Source organism: Allosphingosinicella sp. (assembly GCF_036403745.1).
GTDB lineage: Bacteria > Pseudomonadota > Alphaproteobacteria > Sphingomonadales > Sphingomonadaceae > Allosphingosinicella.
This window is the reverse complement of the sequence record NZ_DASWQI010000058.1, coordinates 53,635-71,145: the sequence shown is the minus strand read 5'-3', so window position 1 is coordinate 71,145 and position 17,511 is coordinate 53,635. Positions and strand designations below refer to the sequence as shown.

At 68.1% G+C, this 17,511-nt stretch carries 16 protein-coding genes and 1 pseudogene; 4 read left to right on the top strand and 13 right to left on the bottom strand.

The window, feature by feature from the left end:
- The 12 genes and pseudogenes from VGC56_RS11470 to VGC56_RS11415 all read right to left on the bottom strand — a co-directional run.
- Nucleotides 1-90: pseudogene (locus VGC56_RS11470) on the bottom strand (septum formation inhibitor Maf); the annotation flags it as partial.
- 15 nt (nucleotides 91-105) lie between these two features.
- A complete protein-coding gene (gene infA / locus VGC56_RS11465; RefSeq protein WP_106511916.1) occupies nucleotides 106-324 on the bottom strand; it encodes a translation initiation factor IF-1 in 219 nt (72 codons plus the stop codon).
- 77 nt (nucleotides 325-401) lie between these two features.
- Nucleotides 402-2,327 carry an alpha/beta hydrolase family protein gene (locus tag VGC56_RS11460; RefSeq protein ID WP_464125035.1) on the bottom strand — a complete coding sequence of 642 codons (1,926 nt, stop codon included), beginning with the start codon at nucleotides 2,325-2,327 and terminating at the stop codon, nucleotides 402-404.
- A 43-nt stretch (nucleotides 2,328-2,370) separates the two neighbouring features.
- Complete coding sequence (locus VGC56_RS11455; RefSeq protein WP_464125034.1) at nucleotides 2,371-4,416, bottom strand: alpha/beta hydrolase family protein; 2,046 nt, start codon at nucleotides 4,414-4,416, stop codon at nucleotides 2,371-2,373.
- 150 nt (nucleotides 4,417-4,566) lie between these two features.
- Nucleotides 4,567-6,705, bottom strand: a complete 2,139-nt coding sequence (locus VGC56_RS11450) for a sodium-translocating pyrophosphatase (protein ID WP_464125033.1) — start codon at nucleotides 6,703-6,705, stop codon at nucleotides 4,567-4,569.
- Between the two features lie 100 nt (nucleotides 6,706-6,805).
- The gene (gene thiL / locus VGC56_RS11445; protein ID WP_464125032.1) at nucleotides 6,806-7,738 is read right to left on the bottom strand and encodes a thiamine-phosphate kinase; all 933 of its coding nucleotides are present in this window, start codon (nucleotides 7,736-7,738) and stop codon (nucleotides 6,806-6,808) included.
- A gap of 75 nt (nucleotides 7,739-7,813) precedes the next feature.
- A complete protein-coding gene (locus VGC56_RS11440) occupies nucleotides 7,814-7,999 on the bottom strand; it encodes a hypothetical protein (protein WP_464125031.1) in 186 nt (61 codons plus the stop codon).
- Between the two features lie 19 nt (nucleotides 8,000-8,018).
- Nucleotides 8,019-9,308, bottom strand: coding sequence for a hypothetical protein (locus VGC56_RS11435; protein ID WP_464125030.1), 1,290 nt, complete (start codon nucleotides 9,306-9,308; stop codon nucleotides 8,019-8,021).
- A 149-nt stretch (nucleotides 9,309-9,457) separates the two neighbouring features.
- Complete coding sequence (gene nusB / locus VGC56_RS11430; RefSeq protein WP_464125029.1) at nucleotides 9,458-9,934, bottom strand: transcription antitermination factor NusB; 477 nt, start codon at nucleotides 9,932-9,934, stop codon at nucleotides 9,458-9,460.
- A gap of 47 nt (nucleotides 9,935-9,981) precedes the next feature.
- On the bottom strand, nucleotides 9,982-10,875 hold the full coding sequence (locus tag VGC56_RS11425; protein WP_464125028.1) for an alpha/beta fold hydrolase: 894 nt from the start codon (nucleotides 10,873-10,875) through the stop codon (nucleotides 9,982-9,984).
- Complete coding sequence (locus VGC56_RS11420) at nucleotides 10,872-11,774, bottom strand: pirin family protein (protein WP_464125027.1); 903 nt, start codon at nucleotides 11,772-11,774, stop codon at nucleotides 10,872-10,874. Before VGC56_RS11420 ends, VGC56_RS11425 begins: the two co-directional genes overlap by 4 nt.
- A gap of 119 nt (nucleotides 11,775-11,893) precedes the next feature.
- On the bottom strand, nucleotides 11,894-12,178 hold the full coding sequence (locus tag VGC56_RS11415; protein WP_464125026.1) for a BolA family protein: 285 nt from the start codon (nucleotides 12,176-12,178) through the stop codon (nucleotides 11,894-11,896).
- A gap of 37 nt (nucleotides 12,179-12,215) precedes the next feature.
- Here VGC56_RS11415 and VGC56_RS11410 point away from each other — a divergent pair, with 37 nt between their 5' ends.
- From VGC56_RS11410 to cobT, 4 genes are all read left to right on the top strand, one after another.
- Nucleotides 12,216-12,833 (top strand): J domain-containing protein, encoded by a 618-nt coding sequence (locus tag VGC56_RS11410; RefSeq protein WP_464125025.1) that lies wholly within the window; start codon nucleotides 12,216-12,218, stop codon nucleotides 12,831-12,833.
- 101 nt (nucleotides 12,834-12,934) lie between these two features.
- Complete coding sequence (cobS, locus tag VGC56_RS11405; RefSeq protein WP_464125024.1) at nucleotides 12,935-13,939, top strand: cobaltochelatase subunit CobS; 1,005 nt, start codon at nucleotides 12,935-12,937, stop codon at nucleotides 13,937-13,939.
- Nucleotides 13,940-13,942: 3 nt separating this feature from the next.
- The gene (locus VGC56_RS11400; protein WP_464125023.1) at nucleotides 13,943-14,842 is read left to right on the top strand and encodes a hypothetical protein; all 900 of its coding nucleotides are present in this window, start codon (nucleotides 13,943-13,945) and stop codon (nucleotides 14,840-14,842) included.
- Between the two features lie 6 nt (nucleotides 14,843-14,848).
- Nucleotides 14,849-16,678 carry a cobaltochelatase subunit CobT gene (gene cobT / locus VGC56_RS11395; protein ID WP_464125022.1) on the top strand — a complete coding sequence of 610 codons (1,830 nt, stop codon included), beginning with the start codon at nucleotides 14,849-14,851 and terminating at the stop codon, nucleotides 16,676-16,678.
- A gap of 255 nt (nucleotides 16,679-16,933) precedes the next feature.
- On the opposite strand, the gene VGC56_RS11390 is transcribed toward cobT, so the two are convergent.
- A complete protein-coding gene (locus VGC56_RS11390; protein ID WP_464125021.1) occupies nucleotides 16,934-17,359 on the bottom strand; it encodes a glycine zipper 2TM domain-containing protein in 426 nt (141 codons plus the stop codon).
- Nucleotides 17,360-17,511: the final 152 nt, after the last annotated feature.

Genomic DNA, 17,511 nt, shown 5'->3' with positions numbered 1-17,511 from the left:
GTCGGCGGGGAGCACGGCGTCGGGCACGACGCCGAGCCGCGCGAGCAGCTCGAGGCGGCGCGGGGAGGCGGAAGCGAGGATGAGCCGCACGGGCGTCGCCCGCGCTTACTTGAACCGGTAGGTGATCCGACCCTTGGTGAGGTCGTAGGGCGTCAGCTCGACCAGCACTTCGTCGCCGACGAGCACGCGGATGCGGTTCTTGCGCATCTTCCCCGCGGTGTGGCCGAGGATCTCGTGATTGTTCTCGAGGCGGACCCGGAACATCGCGTTGGGCAGCAGCTCGACCACCTGCCCGCGCATTTCGAGAAGCTCTTCCTTGGCCATTTATCCTCGTGGGTCCGCCGAAAAAACGCCGCTCCCATAGCGGCTGGGCGGCCGAAAGGAAAGCTTGCCCACGCCCGTCACCCCGCCGGATTGTACCGCGCCAGGAAGGCCTCGACCCGCTTCAGGAAATCGGTCGCATCCTCGGCCTTGGAGAAGCCGTGCTTCTCGTCGGGATAGAGGATGAACTCATGCTCGATGCCCGCGCGTTTGAGCGCCTCGTCCATCTTCTTCGACTGCGCCACCGGTACCCTTGTGTCCTTCTCTCCGTGGGCGATCAGCAGCGGCACCTTGAGCGATGCGGCGCGGGTCAGCGGGGACACGGCGTCGAGGTTGAACTTCGCGTCGCCGCGGACGCGGTCGCGCCAATCGCGATAGTAACGCCGCGCGACCCCCGTCGAGGGGTCGTAGCGCAGGATCCCCCTTACCTCCGAAATGCCGGCGAAGCTGATCGCGCAACGGTAGATTTCGGGGTTGCGCACCGCCGCCCACATCGCCGCATAGCCGCCATAGGAGCCGCCCATGATGCACACCCGCTTGGGATCGACAATGCCGCTCTGGACGAGCCAGCGCACGCCGTCGTCCAGATCGTCCTGCATCTTGCGGCCCCACTCGCCGTTCGCCGCCTCGACGAATTTCTTACCATAGCCGGTCGAGCCGCGATAATTGGGCTGCAGAACCGCATAGCCGCGGTTGGCGAGGAACTGCACCCACTCGTCATACTCCCATTTGTCGCGGACGAACGGGCCGCCATGCGGCATGACGATGAGCGGCAGGCCTTTGTCGCCGCGGCCGATCGGCTTGGTGAGGTAAGCGGGAATGGTGAGGCCGTCGCGGGCGGCGTAATGGACCGCCGCCACCGGCGCCAACGCCTTGCCGTCGAGAGCGGCGTGGGGGCGCGCAAGCTCACTCAACCGGCCCTTTGCGCGCTCGTAGAGATAATAGATGCCGGGGTCGGAGGCCGAGGTCGACCACACCACCATGCGGTCGTCCGCCGCGTCGCGGGAGATGACGCGGTTGGTGCGGTCCGGCAGCGCCCGGTCGAGCTTCGCCTGGATCGCCTTCATGTCCTTGTCGAACCAAAGAATGCGGTCACGGTCGTCGGTATATTCGACCGCTGAGATCGTGCCGGTGCGGCGCGAATAATCGGCGTCGTCGACATCGACGTCGGGGTGCTCGAACAATGGTTCGCCGATCGTTTGGGTGGAGAAATCGTAGCGGTAGAGACCGAAGCGGCCGCTCCCCTTGTCGGCGCGGACATAGCCTTGGTCGGTGCCGGCGATCGGCATCAGCGCCTCGATATTGTCGAAGTTCAGGCGATTGATGCGGCGGAACGTGCCCTCGTCCTTCTCGCGGTAGAGAAGGAAATATTTGTCGCCTTCGCTGCCGAGCCCGGCGCGCACGGCGCCGCCCGCGTCGGCATACCAGCTCCAGACGCCGCCGACCGGCTGGACGATCTCTTTCGTCTTCAGCGTGTCGAGGTCGATGCGCAGCACCGAGGGCGCACTCCACACCGTCCGCTGCGCCTCAAGCAGGATGTAGCCGCCCTGCTCGTCGACGTAGATGATGTTGCCGCCGGACAGGCCCCCGATCTTGTCGCCGCCCAAGGCCTTCATCTCCTTGGTGTCGAGGTCGAAGAGGAACAGCCGGCTGAGCGGGAGTTCGATCCCCATCTCCTTGTTGATGCCGTACACGGTGAGGAGCACGCGCCGGCTCCCCGCCCAGCGCGCCGAGAGCACTTCCAGTTTGTCGCCGACATTGATGCGGGTGAAGCGGCCGTCGGCGCCGTCTATGTCGTAGACGAGGATGATCTTCTCCCCGCCGGCATAAGCAATGGCGAGGATGCGCTTGCCGTCGGCGGAGATGCGCGGGTTGGAGAAGCTCGCCAGCGCGGCGAACGCCTCGGTGGAAATGCGCTCGGGGACCGGCGCGGTCGCCGGCGCGGCGGCAAAAGCCGGCGCCGTCCAGGCGAGCGCCACCGCCGCGGCCATCGCGAATTTCCCCATCCTCAGCCCCTTCTGCCCTTCGGTCGCCCGCCTCGCCTGGCGCCTAATGGCCCCGCGCGCCGGCGCCCTCCGGCGCCGCCGCGGCGGTCTTGCGCTCGCCCGGCAGATAGGCCGGGTTCCACTTGGTGAGCCAGGCATTGGCCTCGTCCAGCCACTGCGCTGCGACGTCCTCGTAAGGAAGGTTGTGGGTGCCCTGCTTCTGCTCGACGTAGCGGAAATCCTCGCCCTCGCGCTTGCCGGCGCCCTTCAAGCGGGAGACGAGCGTGTGCGGCTGCTCGATCGGGATGCGCTGGTCCCGAAGGCCGGCGACGATCAGGATCGGCGACCATTTGCCGCCGGGGTGCCGGGCGGGGGAAATGCCTTCGGGGTCGGCCGACGTCGCCTGGAACTTGGCGTCGAACGGCCCGAGGTGGGTGGTGTCCCACGTCTTCATCAGCGGCACGTCGTAGACGCCGGCGCCGGCGATGGCGCAGCGCCAGGTGTCGGGATCGCGCTGGGCGCCGCGCGCGGCCGCATAGCCTCCGTAGGACCAGCCCATGATGCACGCGCGCTTCGGGTCGATCGTCCCGTCCCGCGCCAGTGCGGCGACGGCGTCGTTCACGTCGTCCTGCATCTTGTTGCCATAGCCGTCGGGCCGCCGGCCGAGCAGGACGAACTCCTTCCCATAGCCGCCCGAACCGCGATAATTGGGCTCGATGACGACATAGCCCTGCTCCGCGAGCGCCTGGTGCCAGGGGAAGGGGCCGAATTCTTCCTTCTGCCGGATGCCGTACGGGCCGCCGTGCACCAGGACGACCACCGGCAGGTTCTTCTGTCCCTCGCGGTGGCGCGGCATGGTGACGACCGCAGGGATCTTGATGCCGTCGCGCGCCGGGTAGACGATGGTGTGCATCGGGTTGAGCGTCATGTCCTTGAACACCGGGTGGACCCAGCCGACGAGGCCGAGAGATCCCTTGCGCGTGTCGTACAGATAATAAGCGCCCGGCTGGCTTGGCTTGCCGACGAAGAAGATCAGCCGCTCGTCCTTGCGGTCGCGCGAGACGAGGTGGGCGGCTCCCGCACCGAACCTTTCGTCCATGTTCGCCTGGATCTGCTTCCAGTCGGGGTCGAACCAATATTCGTGGTCGCCCTGCTCCTCGACGGTGACGCCGACGAGCTTGGTTCGGTCCCAGTTGGAGATCGTGCCGCCGAGGTCGTAGCCGGGCTTCTCGAAGACGACGGGCCCCAGCGTCATCGTCTTCATGTTGACCTTGTAGAGGCGCTTGTAATTGTCCTTGTTGCTGAAGGCGAGCGCCATGTCCGGCTCGTCCAGGAACAGGCGCGGCACGATCTGACCTTCGGTGAAGGTCGCGTCGACGCCGCTTGCAACGGTGTGGAGCTGCTCCCCCGGGCCGGAGCGGTACATCAGCCGCTGCTTGCCGCTGTCGGAACTATAGCCGACGCCGGCGCGGATGACGCCGTGGCCGTCGGCGATCCACTCGTCAACGACCGGGTTCGGGCGCTGCACGATGTCGTACTTGCCCGTGTTCACGTCCATCAGCACCACTTCGTAGCGCTGCATCATCTCCGTGCCGTAGGCATTGCTCTGCCGCCCCAGCAGGATCTTGCCCTTGTCGTGGTCGACGTAGAGGATGTCCGACGCATCGCCGGTCGCGCCGTCCCAGCCGAGCGGCGTCAGATGCTTCGAATGGAGATTGTAGGCGGCAAGGCGGGTGATGTCGGCGCGCTGTCCGTAGACGTCCTCGCGCGAGCGCATGGTCACCACGACATTGTCGTTCCCGACCCAGCGCCAGCCGATCACGTCCCGGTCGCCGATGTCCCGGAACTCGCTCGCGGCGAGGAAGAATTCCGGCGCGGAGGCGGGCTTGTCGAGGTCGATGATGCCCAGGAACGCCTTGCCCTCGCGCGACATCTGCACGACGATCTTGGTGCCGTCCGGCGATATTCTCGGCGTGTCCATGAAGGGCCGCCTGCCGAAGTCCGCGATCGGTAGGATCGCGTCGGCGGTGGGCTTTGCCGGCGGCGGTGCCGCCTCGGCATGGCCGGCGAGCGCCGCGCCGGCGAGCAGCGCGCAAACGATAGTCCTCATCGCATCCCCCGTCCCAAAAAGCTTTGGAATCCGAGGAGTGTAAAGCGGCGGCGCGACCTTGAAAATAGCCAAAGAAGAACCCCGCCGGGATCGCTCCCGACGGGGTTATTCTGCCTTATCGCATTGAAAGCGAACGGGTCGTCCTCAGCCTCAGCCGCCCGCCGCCTGGCCCGCCAGCGCGGCGAGGAGGAGGAGGGCGACGATGTTGGTGATCTTGATCATCGGGTTGACCGCGGGGCCGGCCGTATCCTTGTACGGATCGCCGACAGTGTCGCCGGTGACGGCGGCCTTGTGGGCTTCGGAGCCCTTGCCGCCATAATTGCCGTCCTCGATATACTTCTTGGCATTGTCCCACGCGCCGCCGCCCGACGTCATCGAGATGGCGACGAACAGGCCGGAGACGATGACGCCGAGGAGGAGGGCGCCGAGCGCGGCGAAGCCGGACTCCTGGCCTGCCACCGCGGTGATCGCGTAGTAGACGACGATCGGCGCCAGCACCGGCAGCAGCGACGGCAGGATCATCTCCTTGATCGCGGCGCGGGTGACGAGATCGACGGTGCGGCCGTAATTGGGCCGGCTCGTCCCTTCCATGATCCCCGGATTCTCCCGGAACTGGGCGCGGACGTCCTCGACAACCGCGCCCGCCGCCCGGCCGACCGCCGTCATGCCGAAGGCGCCGAAGCTGTACGGGAGCAAGGCGCCGAGCAGCAGGCCGACGATGACGTACGGGTTGCTGAGCGAGAAATCGACGGTGAGGCCGCCGAAGAACTCGTGCAGGTCGGTCGTGTAGGCGCCGAACAGCACCAAAGCGGCGAGCGCCGCCGAGCCGATCGCGTAGCCCTTGGTCACCGCCTTGGTGGTGTTGCCGACGGCGTCCAGCGCGTCGGTGCGCTCGCGCACCTCGTCCGGAAGGCCGGCCATTTCAGCAATGCCGCCGGCATTGTCGGTGACGGGGCCGTAGGCGTCGAGCGCCACGACCATGCCGGCCAGCGCCAGCATCGCGGTCGCGCCGAAGGCGACGCCGATGACGCCGGCGAGCTGGTAAGCCGCGATCACCGCGACGACGATGACGAGGGTCGGCAGCGCCGTCGATTCAAGGCTGATCGCAAGGCCCTGGATGACGTTGGTGCCGTGGCCGGTCTGCGAGGCCTTGGCGATCGACTTCACCGGCCGGAAGTTGGTGCCGGTATAATATTCGGTGATCCACACGAGGGCGCCGGTGAGGCCGAGGCCGATCAGCATGCAGTAGAACAGCTTCATGCCGGTGAGGGTGATCATCGCAGTGCCGACGCCATGGATGGTCGCCAGCGTGCCGTTCATGTCGCCGACCACATATTGCGTGGCGAAATAGACGGCGACGGCGCCGAGGATCGCGGCGGTCCAGAAGCCCTTGTAGAGCGCGCCCATGATCGAGCCGCCCTTGCCCAGACGCACCATGTAGGTGCCGATGATCGAGGTGACGATGCAGACGCCGCCGATCAGCAGCGGCAAGCTCATCAGCTTGGTGAGAAGCTCGGTGGAGACGCCGCGGACGGTGAGGGCGATGGAGACCATCGTCACACCGAGCGTCACGACATAGGTCTCGAACAGATCGGCGGCCATGCCGGCGCAATCGCCGACATTGTCGCCCACGTTGTCGGCGATCGTCGCCGGATTGCGGGGGTCGTCCTCGGGGATCCCGGCCTCGACCTTGCCGACGAGGTCGGCGCCGACGTCGGCCGCCTTGGTGAAGATGCCGCCGCCGAGACGCGCGAAGATCGAGATGAGCGAGGCGCCGAACGACAGGGCGACGAGCGCGTTGACGATGGTGCGGTCGTGGAGGTTGCCCGGGACATGGTGGCCGGGGCCGGTCAGATACCAGAAGAAGCCGGAGATCGCGAGGAGGCCGAGGCCCGCGACGAGCATGCCGGTGATGGCGCCCGAGCGGAAGGCGAGGGTGAGGCCGCCCTGCAAGCTGGTGCGGGCCGCTTCGGCGGTGCGCACGTTGGCCTTCACCGACACGTTCATGCCGACGAAGCCGGTCGCGCCGGAGAGCAGGGCGCCGATGACGAAGCCCACCGCCGAGACGGGGCCGAGGAAATACCAGACGAGCGCCGCCACGACGATTCCGACGCCGGCGATGGTCATGTACTGGCGGGCGAGATAGGCGCGGGCGCCTTCTTGGATGGCGGCGGCGATGTCCTGCATCCGCTCGTTGCCGGCCGGTGCGCGCAGCACCTGCATCGACGTAAAGATACCGTAGAGCACGGCGAGTATGCCGCACGCTATGGCGATGGTGACGACGGTCATTGACGGTCCTTCCCTGTTCCGTACCGGGCAGGGCCGAACCGCCCCCGCGGCGAACGCGCCCGGATATGCGGCGGCGTTCTAAGGGGCGAAGGGCAGTCTTTCAACCATGCTCCCAGCCGAGCCGCGGCGGGAGCGGGAGAGGCGCACCACGGTCGGCGAGGGTGAGGCCGGAACCGGGGGCGAAGGCGCCCACCGGCGTGAGGGGAATGCCGAGCCGGTCGGCGAGGGCGAGCAGCTCCTGCGTCCGCCCCGGCGGCGCGGCGAACAGCAATTCGTAATCGTCCCCCGCCGTCGCCGCGGCGAGCCGGGCCTCGCGGCCGTCGCCGAGGGCGGCGAGATAGGCCTCGGACAGCGGAACGGCCTCGAGATCGATGCGCACCGCCGCCCCGCTCGCCTCGGCCATCCGAGCGGCGTCGATGAGCAGGCCGTCCGACACGTCCATCATCGCCGTGACGAGCGGCGCCAGCGCCTCCCCCAGCTCCAGCCGCGGCCGCGGGCGGCGGTAGCTCTCCACGAGGGCCGGAGCGTTGCGCAGTTCGCCCTTGAGCACGCGCAGCCCAGCACCGGCATCGCCGATCGACCCGCTGACCCACAGCCGGTCCCCAGCGCCGGCGCCGCTGCGCGAAGGCGCCGGCCCCTGCGCCTCGCCGATCGCGGTTAGCCCGAGCACGCGCGGCCCCGCCACCGTGTCGCCGCCGAGCAGCGCGACCGCGAAGGCGGAGAGCGCGGCGCCGAAGCCCTCGAGGAAGGCCCTATCCCAAGCCTCGTCGCCAAGCGGAAAGCCAAGCAGCACTCCCACCGGCCGCGCGCCCTTGGCCGCAAGGTCCGAGAGATTCACCGCCACCAGCTTCCAAGCGACGTCCTGCGCTGGATCGCCGGGCAGGAAGTGGACGCCTTCGACGAGCATGTCGTGGGTAAGGACGAGGCGCGTACCGCCCACCTCCAGTACCGCGGCGTCGTCGCGCAGCCTTCGTGCCGCCGGGTCCATAGCGAGGCGACGCAGGCTCTCGATGAAGGCGGATTCGGCGCTCACCTTGCCTCCTTACCGCGAGGCGGTCGGGAGGGGGACCACTTAAGGCGGGCGGGCCGTCGCCGGGGCCCTCGAAGATCAGGCCCGACCCGACCGTCCCATGAAATCGGCGTGCGTCTGAAAATCGGGATAGGTGATGATCAGCGTGAATTCGCCGTCCGGCTCCGGCCGCCGCCGCACGTCGGTAGCGCCGGAGTCGCGCGCGATCTGCTCCATATCGTCTACCGCCGCGGCGGGAACATTCTCTATGATCTGTATCGCCATTATGCCTCTCCTCGACGGTTCATTGCAGGTCGGCCCGAGCGGCTGCGTCGGTTTCGATGGTGCGAAGGTGGGCCAGCAGGGCCTCCTGATCGGGGCTCGGCTTGCTGAAGAAAGCCGCCACTTCGGTGGGTCCCGATGGGTAGCCGAGATTGCCCAGGGCGGTGCGGAACACCTGCAGCCGCCTCTGCCGCTCGGTGAGGACCGCCGGCTTCCTGAGATATCCGCGAAGGATCTTGCCGGCAGGCGCGTCGACGAAGCCGAGGAAGCGCAGCTCCGCCTCTGCCCGCGCCCGCACGACCTCCTGGCACATCGAGGTGGTGCCAGGCTCGACGACCCGGGCTTCCGCCTCTCGGCGCTCCGTCGTCAGGTACGCGATGCAGAACATCATAGCCTCGTCGATGGACGGATTGTTCGCGATGGCGCGCACGGCTTCTGCAACCGCGGTGATTTGCGCGTCGCTCACCGTGCCGCCTCCGCCGCCGGGCTGCGAAGGCTGCGCGCCCGTTGAAGCGACGGTGCTGCTGCCTAGGCCTTGGCCGGCAAGCGCGAGCGTCTTGTCGAGTCTGTCGGTTGCAGCCTTGAGCTCGGCGTTCCGGGCGTCCAGCGTGGTCTTTGCCGCCGTGCACGCCGCCCAGTCGGCCAGCGACGGGTTCGTTGCGTCCGCCGCAGGAGCGGCCGTGACGGTGTCGCACTTGCCCTTTGTCTTCGCCGTTTCGAAGTCGGCCTTTGCCTTGTCGGCGGCGCTTTGCGCGGCGGTTCGCTGCCCCTCGAACTGGGTGATCAGCTTTGCTGCCTCATCGCCGGCGATTACGGAAGCGCCGGTGGTCGGTGCAATGACGACGGTCGAGGGCGGGCGCGCCGTCCGCGTCAGCTGCTCGATGGCCAGGATCGCGACCATCGCGCGCTGGTCACGTGCCGCCTGGACCACGAAGGTGGATCTGTCGATGGCCGCGGAGAGCCATCGCTCGCAGGTCCGGTACATCGACTCCCGAAGAAGGTTGATGGTTTGGGTCCGCTCGATCGTCCCCGCGGCCTCGGCCACGGCCATTGCAGCTCGAGCCCGTCCGCTCGCCGTGCCGCCGTTGCTCAAGTCCAACCCGATGTCGCCGCTGGCGCTCGCGCTGAGGGCGCTGAAGACGTCGGGCGCCGCTTCGGCGCAGAGGCGCACCTGACCTCCACTGAGCGTGGTGTAGGTGCTGCGCTGCTTGGCATCGACGGTGAGGGCGGTGGTGCCGGGGACGCCGGTCACCGGGCGCATGTGATAGATGCTGGTCTGCTCGGCGCAACCGGCGAGCAGGCACAGCCCCAAAGGCAGGATTCCAATCAGCCGCATCCGGGGTCACCTCCTCGGGGAGGCCCTTGCATCCCCTCGCGGCGGCATCCTAACGGCCTCGGCGGCCGACTCGCGTGACGGCGATCACGGGCACCGCTTTGGCGGTCCCTGCGCGGCGCGCGGCGCTACGTCCGCACATCCTTCGCCACGGCGTCGAGGATGCCGTTGACGAAGCCCGATTCCTTCGCGTCGTAAAAGGCCTTGGCGACGTCGACATATTCCGAGATCACGTTGCCCGTCGGCACGTCGATCCGCGCGGCGAGCTCGTAGGCGCCGGCGCGCAGGATCTGGCGCATCGGCCGGTCGAGGCGGTGGAGCGGCCAGTCGGCGGGCAGGCGCCTCGCGATGAAGCCGTCGAGCTCGTCGCGCCGGCCGTCGACCCCGGCCACCACGTCGTCGAAGAAATCGACCTCGGCATCGGCATATTCGACGCCTTCGATGGTGGCGCCGAGCCGGTGGTGGTGGAATTCGTGGAGGAGGGACGGCAGCGGCGTCTTCTCCATCTCCTGCTGGTAGAGCGCCTGCACGGCGGCGAGCCGGGCCGCGGAGCGCGCGGTCGGGTACGCTCGGGCGCGGATCCTTTTCTTTTTCCGGGAAGCCATTGCGGGGCGCATAGCGGCTGCGCGCCGCAGAGGGAAACCCCCTAATCCTACCGGGTCTCGGCGAGAAAGTCCCGGATCGCCGCCGTCACCGTCTCCGGCTCCTCCCAGGGGATGAAGTGGCCGGCACTGGCGGAGGTGACGATCCTCAGGTCGTTCACCAGCCCGTGCAGTCCCTCGAGCTGGATCGGGAGCAGCGCGATGTCCTTCAGCCCCCAGACCACCAAAGTCGGCACGTGGACGTGGGGGAAGGGGAGGTGGGTCCAGAGCGCCGCCTTGGCCTCCTCGCCAACCGCCGGCACCTCGATTTTCGCCGCGCGGTACCAGTTGAGCATCGCCGTCAGCGCGCCCTCCTGCCCCCAGTCGTCGAGATATTGCTGCCTCTCCTCGGGCGTGACCTTCGACAGGTCGGCATGGCTGCCGAAGCTCTTGTCGAAGAAGGTGCCGAGCCCCATCGCTCTGATGCCCGTCTCCATCAGCGGGTTCCTGAAGGCGCGGATATATTGCGAGGCGGCGCGCTGGTCCGCGTCGTCGATCACGCTCTTCTGGAAGACCAGCGGGTGCGGGGCGTTGACGATGACCAGCCGCTCGACCCGGAAAGGATGCTGGAGCGCCGCCGCCCACGCCACCGCCCCGCCCCAATCGTGCCCGACGAGGGTGAAATGCTTCACGTCCAGCGCATCGGCGAGGGCGAGGACGTCGGCGACGATCTTCCCCGTCTCATACGCCTCCACCTCCTGCGGCTTGTCCGATCCGCCGAACCCGCGCTGGTCCGGCGCGATGACGCGGTAATCGCGCGACAAATCGGCGATCTGGTGCCGCCACGTGCGGTACGATTCGGGAAAGCCGTGGAGGAGGATGATCGCCGGCGCCTCGGCGGGCCCGGCGATGCAGACGTTGAGCGTGACGCCGGTCGAGAGCGGGATCCGCCGCGTCTCGGTCACGGGTAGCTCACCGTCAGCGGTCTCGCCTCCGGGAGCGGGATATATTCGTCATGGTCGTCGGGCGGCAGGGTGAACTTGCCGGCCCGCCAATCCTCCTTCGCCTGCTGGATGCGGTCGCGGCGGGAGGAAACGAAGTTCCACCAGACGTGGCGCGGCCCGTCGAGCGGCGCGCCGCCGCACAGCATGACGTGCGCGCCGGTCCCCGAACGGAGGGTGGCGCGTGTGCCGGGGCGCAGGACGTAGAGCACCGCCGGCTCCAGCCTCAGGCCGTCGAGGCTCGCCTCGCCTTCCGCGACGTACAGCGCCCGCTCCTCCGCTTCCGGATCGATCGGCATCGATCCACCGGCGCCGAGCTGGATGTCGGCGTAGATCGTCTCGCTGTGGCAGGTGACGGGCGAAGAGGCGCCCCACAGGCTCCCCATCACCACCCGCGCCTGCGCGGCGCCGCTGCCGACCAGCGGCAGCCGATCCTTCGCGACATGCTCGAAGGCCGGGTCGATCTCCTCTTTCGCCGTCGGGAGGGCCAGCCAGGTCTGAATGCCGGACAGCTCAGGCCCGCGCGCCCGCTCGTCCCCCGGAGAGCGTTCCGAATGGGCGATGCCGCGTCCGGCGGTCATCAAATTGACGGCGCCCGGCTCGATGCGCGCGAAGGTGCCGAGCGAATCGCGGTGCTCGATGGCGCCGGCAAACAAATAGGTGACGGTGGCGAGGTTGACGTGTGGGTGCGGGCGGACGTCGATGCCGCTGCCCGTCGCGAGATGCGCCGGCCCCATCTGGTCGAAGAAGATGAACGGCCCGACCATCGTCCGCTCCCGGTGCGGCAGCGTCCGGTGCACCTTGAACCCGCCGAGATCGTGGGTGGTCGGGTGCAGGGTTTGGAGAAAAATGTCCTCGGTCATTGCGCCAACGTAGCAGGTCCTCCCCGGGACGGGGAGGGGGACCGCGTCGCGCAGCGGCGTGGTGGAGGGGGTCCTGAGACCCGCACTAGGCCCCCTCCACCGCCCCGCCCGGGGAGGAGTTATTCCCCCGGCGCCTTTGCCCGGATGGCGAGCGCATGGATGCGGTCCCGCAGCAGGTCGCCGAGCGCTGCATTCACCGCGCGCTGGCGCTCGAGCCGGCTCATCCCGGCAAACGCTTGGGCCACCACCTCCACCGTGAAATGGCTCTCGCCGCTCCCGTCATAGCCGCCATGGCCGCGATGTTTCTCGCTGTCGTTCAACACGTTGAGCGAGAGTGGAGAAAGCGCCCCAGTGAGGCGTTCGGCGATTTCGCGGGCCACGGGGCCGGTGAAAGTGTCGGTCATATCGCCTATATACAGACGAAGGTTCGCGAGGAGCAAAGTGGCAAGTTCGGAGAAAAGGCAGACGCGGTTCCATGGGCGGGCCGAGCAGGCGGCGGGGACGTGCGCGCACCCGGGCTGCGCCGCGCCGGGCGAATTCCGCGCGCCGCCCGCGCACCGCGCGCGTGCGAGCTTCGACGGGCCGGGCGCGTGGCGCTGGCTCTGCCTCGACCATGTCCGCGCCTTCAACTCCGGCTACAATTATTTCGAGGGGATGAGCGTCGAGGAGATCAGCGAGGCGCAGAACCCCTATGGCGGCTGGGACCGCGAGACCCGCGCCTTCGCCACCGGCGGCGCCGACGCGGCCCCCCGCTGGGCCGATTTCGCCGACCCGCTGGACGCGATCGGCGCCCGCTTCGCCCGCCGCATCGACGAGGCCAACCAGCCGCGCCAGGACGGGCGCGAGCTCAGCGCCGAGGACAGGAAGTCGTTGAAGGTGCTCGGCCTCGGCCTCGACATCGACCGCCGCGCGTTGCGCGAGCGCTATGCCGAGCTGGTCCGCCGCTACCATCCCGACCGCAACGGCGGAGACCGCACCCACGAAAAGGCGCTGCAGGCGGTGATCGAGGCCTACACCCAATTGAAGTCCCGCCCCGCTTTCGCCGGCTCCGGCGGCTGACGCGCGCCTTGTGACGCAATCTCCCTGACGCAATTGAAACTTTACCCCAGCGCCGCTTGTCGGCATGGGGGGAAGCCTTCCTTCCAGCAGGCACTCCACCAATGACCGACCTCCCCAACGCCAACCCCGCCAGCCGCGGCGCGACCGTGATGGACGCGCCCGACCGCATCGTGAAAGTGCGCGAGCTGTTCGGGATCGACAGCGACATGGAGGTGCCGGCCTTTTCCGAAGCCGACGAGCGGGTGCCGGACATCGACCCGACCTACGTCTTCGATCCGGACACCACGCTGGCCATCTGCGCGGGCTTCGGGAAGAATCGACGGGTGATGGTCCAGGGCTATCACGGCACCGGCAAGTCGACCCATATCGAGCAGGTCGCCGCCCACCTCAACTGGCCGCTCATCCGCATCAACCTCGACGCGCATATCAGCCGCATCGACCTGATCGGCCGCGACGCCATCGTCTTGAAGGACGGCCAGCAGGTCACCGAATTTCGCGAGGGGCTGCTGCCCTGGGCGCTGCAGACGCCGACGGCATTGGTGTTCGACGAATATGATGCCGGTCGCCCGGACGTGATGTTCGTCATCCAGCGCGTGCTCGAGACCGAGGGCAAGCTCACCCTCCTGGACCAGAACAGGGTGATCCGCCCCAATCCCTGGTTCCGCCTGTTCGCGACCACCAACACGGTCGGCCTCGGCGACACGACCGGCCTCTATCACGGCACCCAGCAGATCAACCAGGGCCAGATGGACCGCTGGAACATCGTCGTCACCCTGAACTACCTCCCCGCCGCCACCGAGGCGCGGATCGTCCTCGCCAAGTCCGGCGAGTACGACCATGAAGGCGGCCGCCAGGAGGTCGAGCGGATGGTGAAGGTCGCCGACTTGACGCGGCAGGGCTTCATCAACGGCGACATCTCGACTGTGATGAGCCCGCGCACGGTGATCAGCTGGGCCCAGAACGCTCTCATCTTCGGCGACGTCGGCTTCGCCTTCCGCCTTACCTTCCTGAACAAGTGCGACGAGGCGGAGCGGCCGCTGGTGGCGGAATATTACCAGCGCGTCTTCGGCAAGGACCTTCCCGAGAGCGTCGCCGGGACGGCCTGAGGGTTGCGCCGCGCCGTCATCCTCGCCGCGGTGATGGCCTTGAGCCTGGGAACCGGCTGGCCGGGCGCCGCGCGGGTGTTTCGGGACAGCTCGGTGCGCAATCTCGCGCTCCCGGCGCCGGCGCGGCTGATCCCGATCGCGGTTGACGGCCCGCAGCCGCGCGCATTTTCCAAGAACGACGTGCTGCTCCGCTATCGGGTCGACCGGCCGCCGGTCGCGCGGATCACCAAGGCGGTGTCGATCGAAGCGGCGGGCAAGAGCTTCGCCTTTCCGGCGGGGGAGGAGTTCGCCCTCTCCATCGCCGAGCACCGTATGCAGGGCCGCCTCCCGGAACGTAGCCTCATCTTCTGCGGCGAGGCAAAGGTCAACGCGACCGCCGTCTGGCTGATGCCGATCGCCAGCAAGTTCGGAGCCGAGACCCGCCCCTGCTTCGTCGATAGCGACGGCGACATGGCCTTCGACAAATTCTTCCTTTCCGGCACGAAGCGGGAGGAAGATTCCGCCTTTCTGCCGCTCCAGCCTTTGCCCTTCACCGTGCGCGAGCGGACCGGCGGCGCGGGCGACCACGCGGACTTCGTATTTCGCGGATTCAAGGGGCCGGGCTTCATCCCGAAGGTGGCGGTGAAGCGCTACGTGGACGGCAAGGAGACGCCGTTCAACTGGCTCATGCTCGGCGCCACGATCTCCTTGATGAGCGACTATTACGAAGATTTTCCGCTGTTCGCCAATGCGGGAACCACCTCGTCTTTTCCGGTCACCGCGCATTTCTTCGGGGCGCAGGTCGAGGTGGCGAGCCTGGATGCGGCGACGAAGGGATTCTCCGGCGCCGTGAGGCGCGGGCAGGAGCCCATCTGGGTCTATTTCGGCAGCGGGCGCGAAAAATACGTGCCGATAGGGCACTGAGGACCGATGGCCGACAAGGACAATCCGCTCGAAGCCTTCCGCCAGGTGCTGGCCGGCACGGCACGCGCGATTGCGCGGGAGCCGGAGGTGGAGCTTGCCTTCACCGCCGAGGGGCCGTCGGCGCAGGGCAAGACCGTCAAGGTGCCGATGCCGGGCCGCAACCTGCCGGAACGGGAGGTCGCCGAGGCCCGCGGCTTCGCGGATGCGGCGGCGCTGCGGCTTCGGCACCATAATGCCGCGCTCCACGCGCGCGGGGCGCCGGCCGATGACATTGCCCGCGCCGTGTTCAACGCGGTCGAGCAGGCGCGGATCGAGGCGCTGGGCGCGCGGGCGATGGCCGGGGTGCGGGCCAATCTCGGCCGCGCCACCGAGATGCGGATGCGGACCGATCCGATCACCCGCGCCCGGTCCCGCGCCGAAGTGCCGCTCGATACCGCGCTCGGCCTGCTGGTGCGCGAGCGGCTGACGGGCGACGCCCCGCCCGACGCGGCCCGCGCCGGGCTCGATTTCGTCGCCGATTGGATCGAGGCGAAAGCCGGCGCCGATCTCGACGCGCTTGGCCTCGTTCTCGACGATCAGGCCGCCTTCGCCCAGCTCGCCACCAAGCTGCTCCAGGATCTCGAGTTGGTCGAGGGCGATGCCGACGCGGACCGCGATCCCGATGAAGGCGACGAGGGCGAGGGCGGCGATCAGGCCGACGGCGACGAAGGCGAGGCCGACGACGAGGACCAGCCCGGCGGCGAAGGCGAAGCCGAAGTCCGCGTCGAGCAGGGCGAGGCCTCCGACGAGGATGCCGAAGGCGAGTATGACGACCAGGAGATGGGCGAGAGCGAGGACGGGCTCGGCCAGGAGGGCGACGAGGGGGTGATGCCGGCGCGGCCCAACCGGCCGCTCTCCGACCTGCCGCCGCAATTCGACTATCGGGTCTTCACCACCCGCTACGACGAGGTCATCCACGCCGCCGAATTGTGCGACGAGGCCGAGCTCACCCGCCTCCGGGCCTATCTGGACCAGCAACTGACCCACCTGCAGGGCGCCGTCACCAAGCTCGCCAACCGCCTCCAGCGGCGGCTGATGGCGCAGCAGTCGCGGAGCTGGGATTTCGACCAGGAGGAGGGGCTGCTCGATGCCGCCCGCCTCGCCCGCGTCGTCGTCAATCCGGCCCATTCGCTCTCCTACAAGGTCGAGCGCGACACCGAATTTCGCGACACCGTCGTCACCCTCCTGCTCGACAATAGTGGCTCGATGCGCGGCCGGCCGATCTCGATCGCCGCGATCTGCGCCGACATCATGGCCCGCACCCTCGAGCGCTGCGGGGTCAAGGTCGAGATATTGGGCTTCACCACCCGCGCCTGGAAAGGCGGCCAGGCGCGCGAGAAATGGCTCGCCGACGGCCGCCCGCCCGATCCCGGGCGCCTCAACGACCTCCGCCACATCGTCTACAAGCAGGCGGACGAGCCGTGGCGCCGCGCCCGCCGCAACCTCGGCCTGATGATGCGCGAGGGGCTGCTCAAGGAGAATATCGACGGCGAGGCCCTGCTCTGGGCGCACGGGCGGCTGATCGCCCGCCCGGAGGAGCGCCGCATCCTGATGGTCATTTCCGACGGCGCCCCGGTCGACGATTCGACGCTGAGCGTGAACAGCGGCACCTATCTGGAGCGGCATTTGCGGCAGGTGATCGGCTGGATCGAGGCGCGCTCGCCGGTCGAATTGCTCGCCATCGGCATCGGCCACGACGTGACCCGCTACTACGCCCGCGCCGTCACCATCATGGACGCCGAGCAGCTCGGCGGCACTATGGTCGAGCAATTGGCGAGCCTGTTCGACGCAGAATAGAGCGGCGCCGAGCAGGCGGACGAACCAGCGAATCGCCGCCGCCGCCGCCGCTTTTCGCTGAGCCTCCCCGTTCCCCACCGTTCGTGCCCCCACCCGAATCGCCTAGGGGAACGTGAATAGAACAAAACTCAGCGAATTGCAAGCCCGTTTTGTTCCTCAGTGACGAAATGTACTTGCCCAAAACGCGTTGGGGCCGGCATTCCCTCTCGGAAATGCCGGCCCCGCCCTCGTTACGCGACTGGAGGGTTAGTGGTCTCAGCGACGGCAGCTGTCGCGGCCGATCGACCGGCCGGCGAGGGCGCCGAGCGCGCCGCCGAGGATCGTGCCGGTCGTGCCGCTGTGATAGCCGTCCCGGGTGATCGTGCGGCCGAGCAGGGCGCCGGCAACGCCGCCGACGATGGTGCCGGTGGTGCCGCTGCAGCGGCGGCCGTAGCCGTAATAGCGGTTGCTACGGCTGTTGCGGTAGCCATAGCCCTGGTTGGAATAGCCGCGGTTGTAGCCCTGGCTGTAATAGCCGCGGTTATAAGCCTGGTTGGAATAACCGTCGTAACCGCGATTGTAATTGCTGTAGCCGCGGTTGTAGCCGTTAGAGTAACCGTAGCTCTGGGCGTCGGCAGCGGCCGGAAGCGCGGTCAGCGCAGTGGCGGCGGCGACGGACGCGATGGCGATTTTCTTGAACATGATTAAAACTCCTGTCCCGAAGACCGTCTCAACACGGCGGCCTTTCTCGAATGATGCCGTTATCGCACGAGTCGTTTGAGCCCGTGCTGAATGGGTCCGTCAGCCGATGTTCAGGAGAATTAACCTGCGCCGCACACGCGAAAACGCCGCCC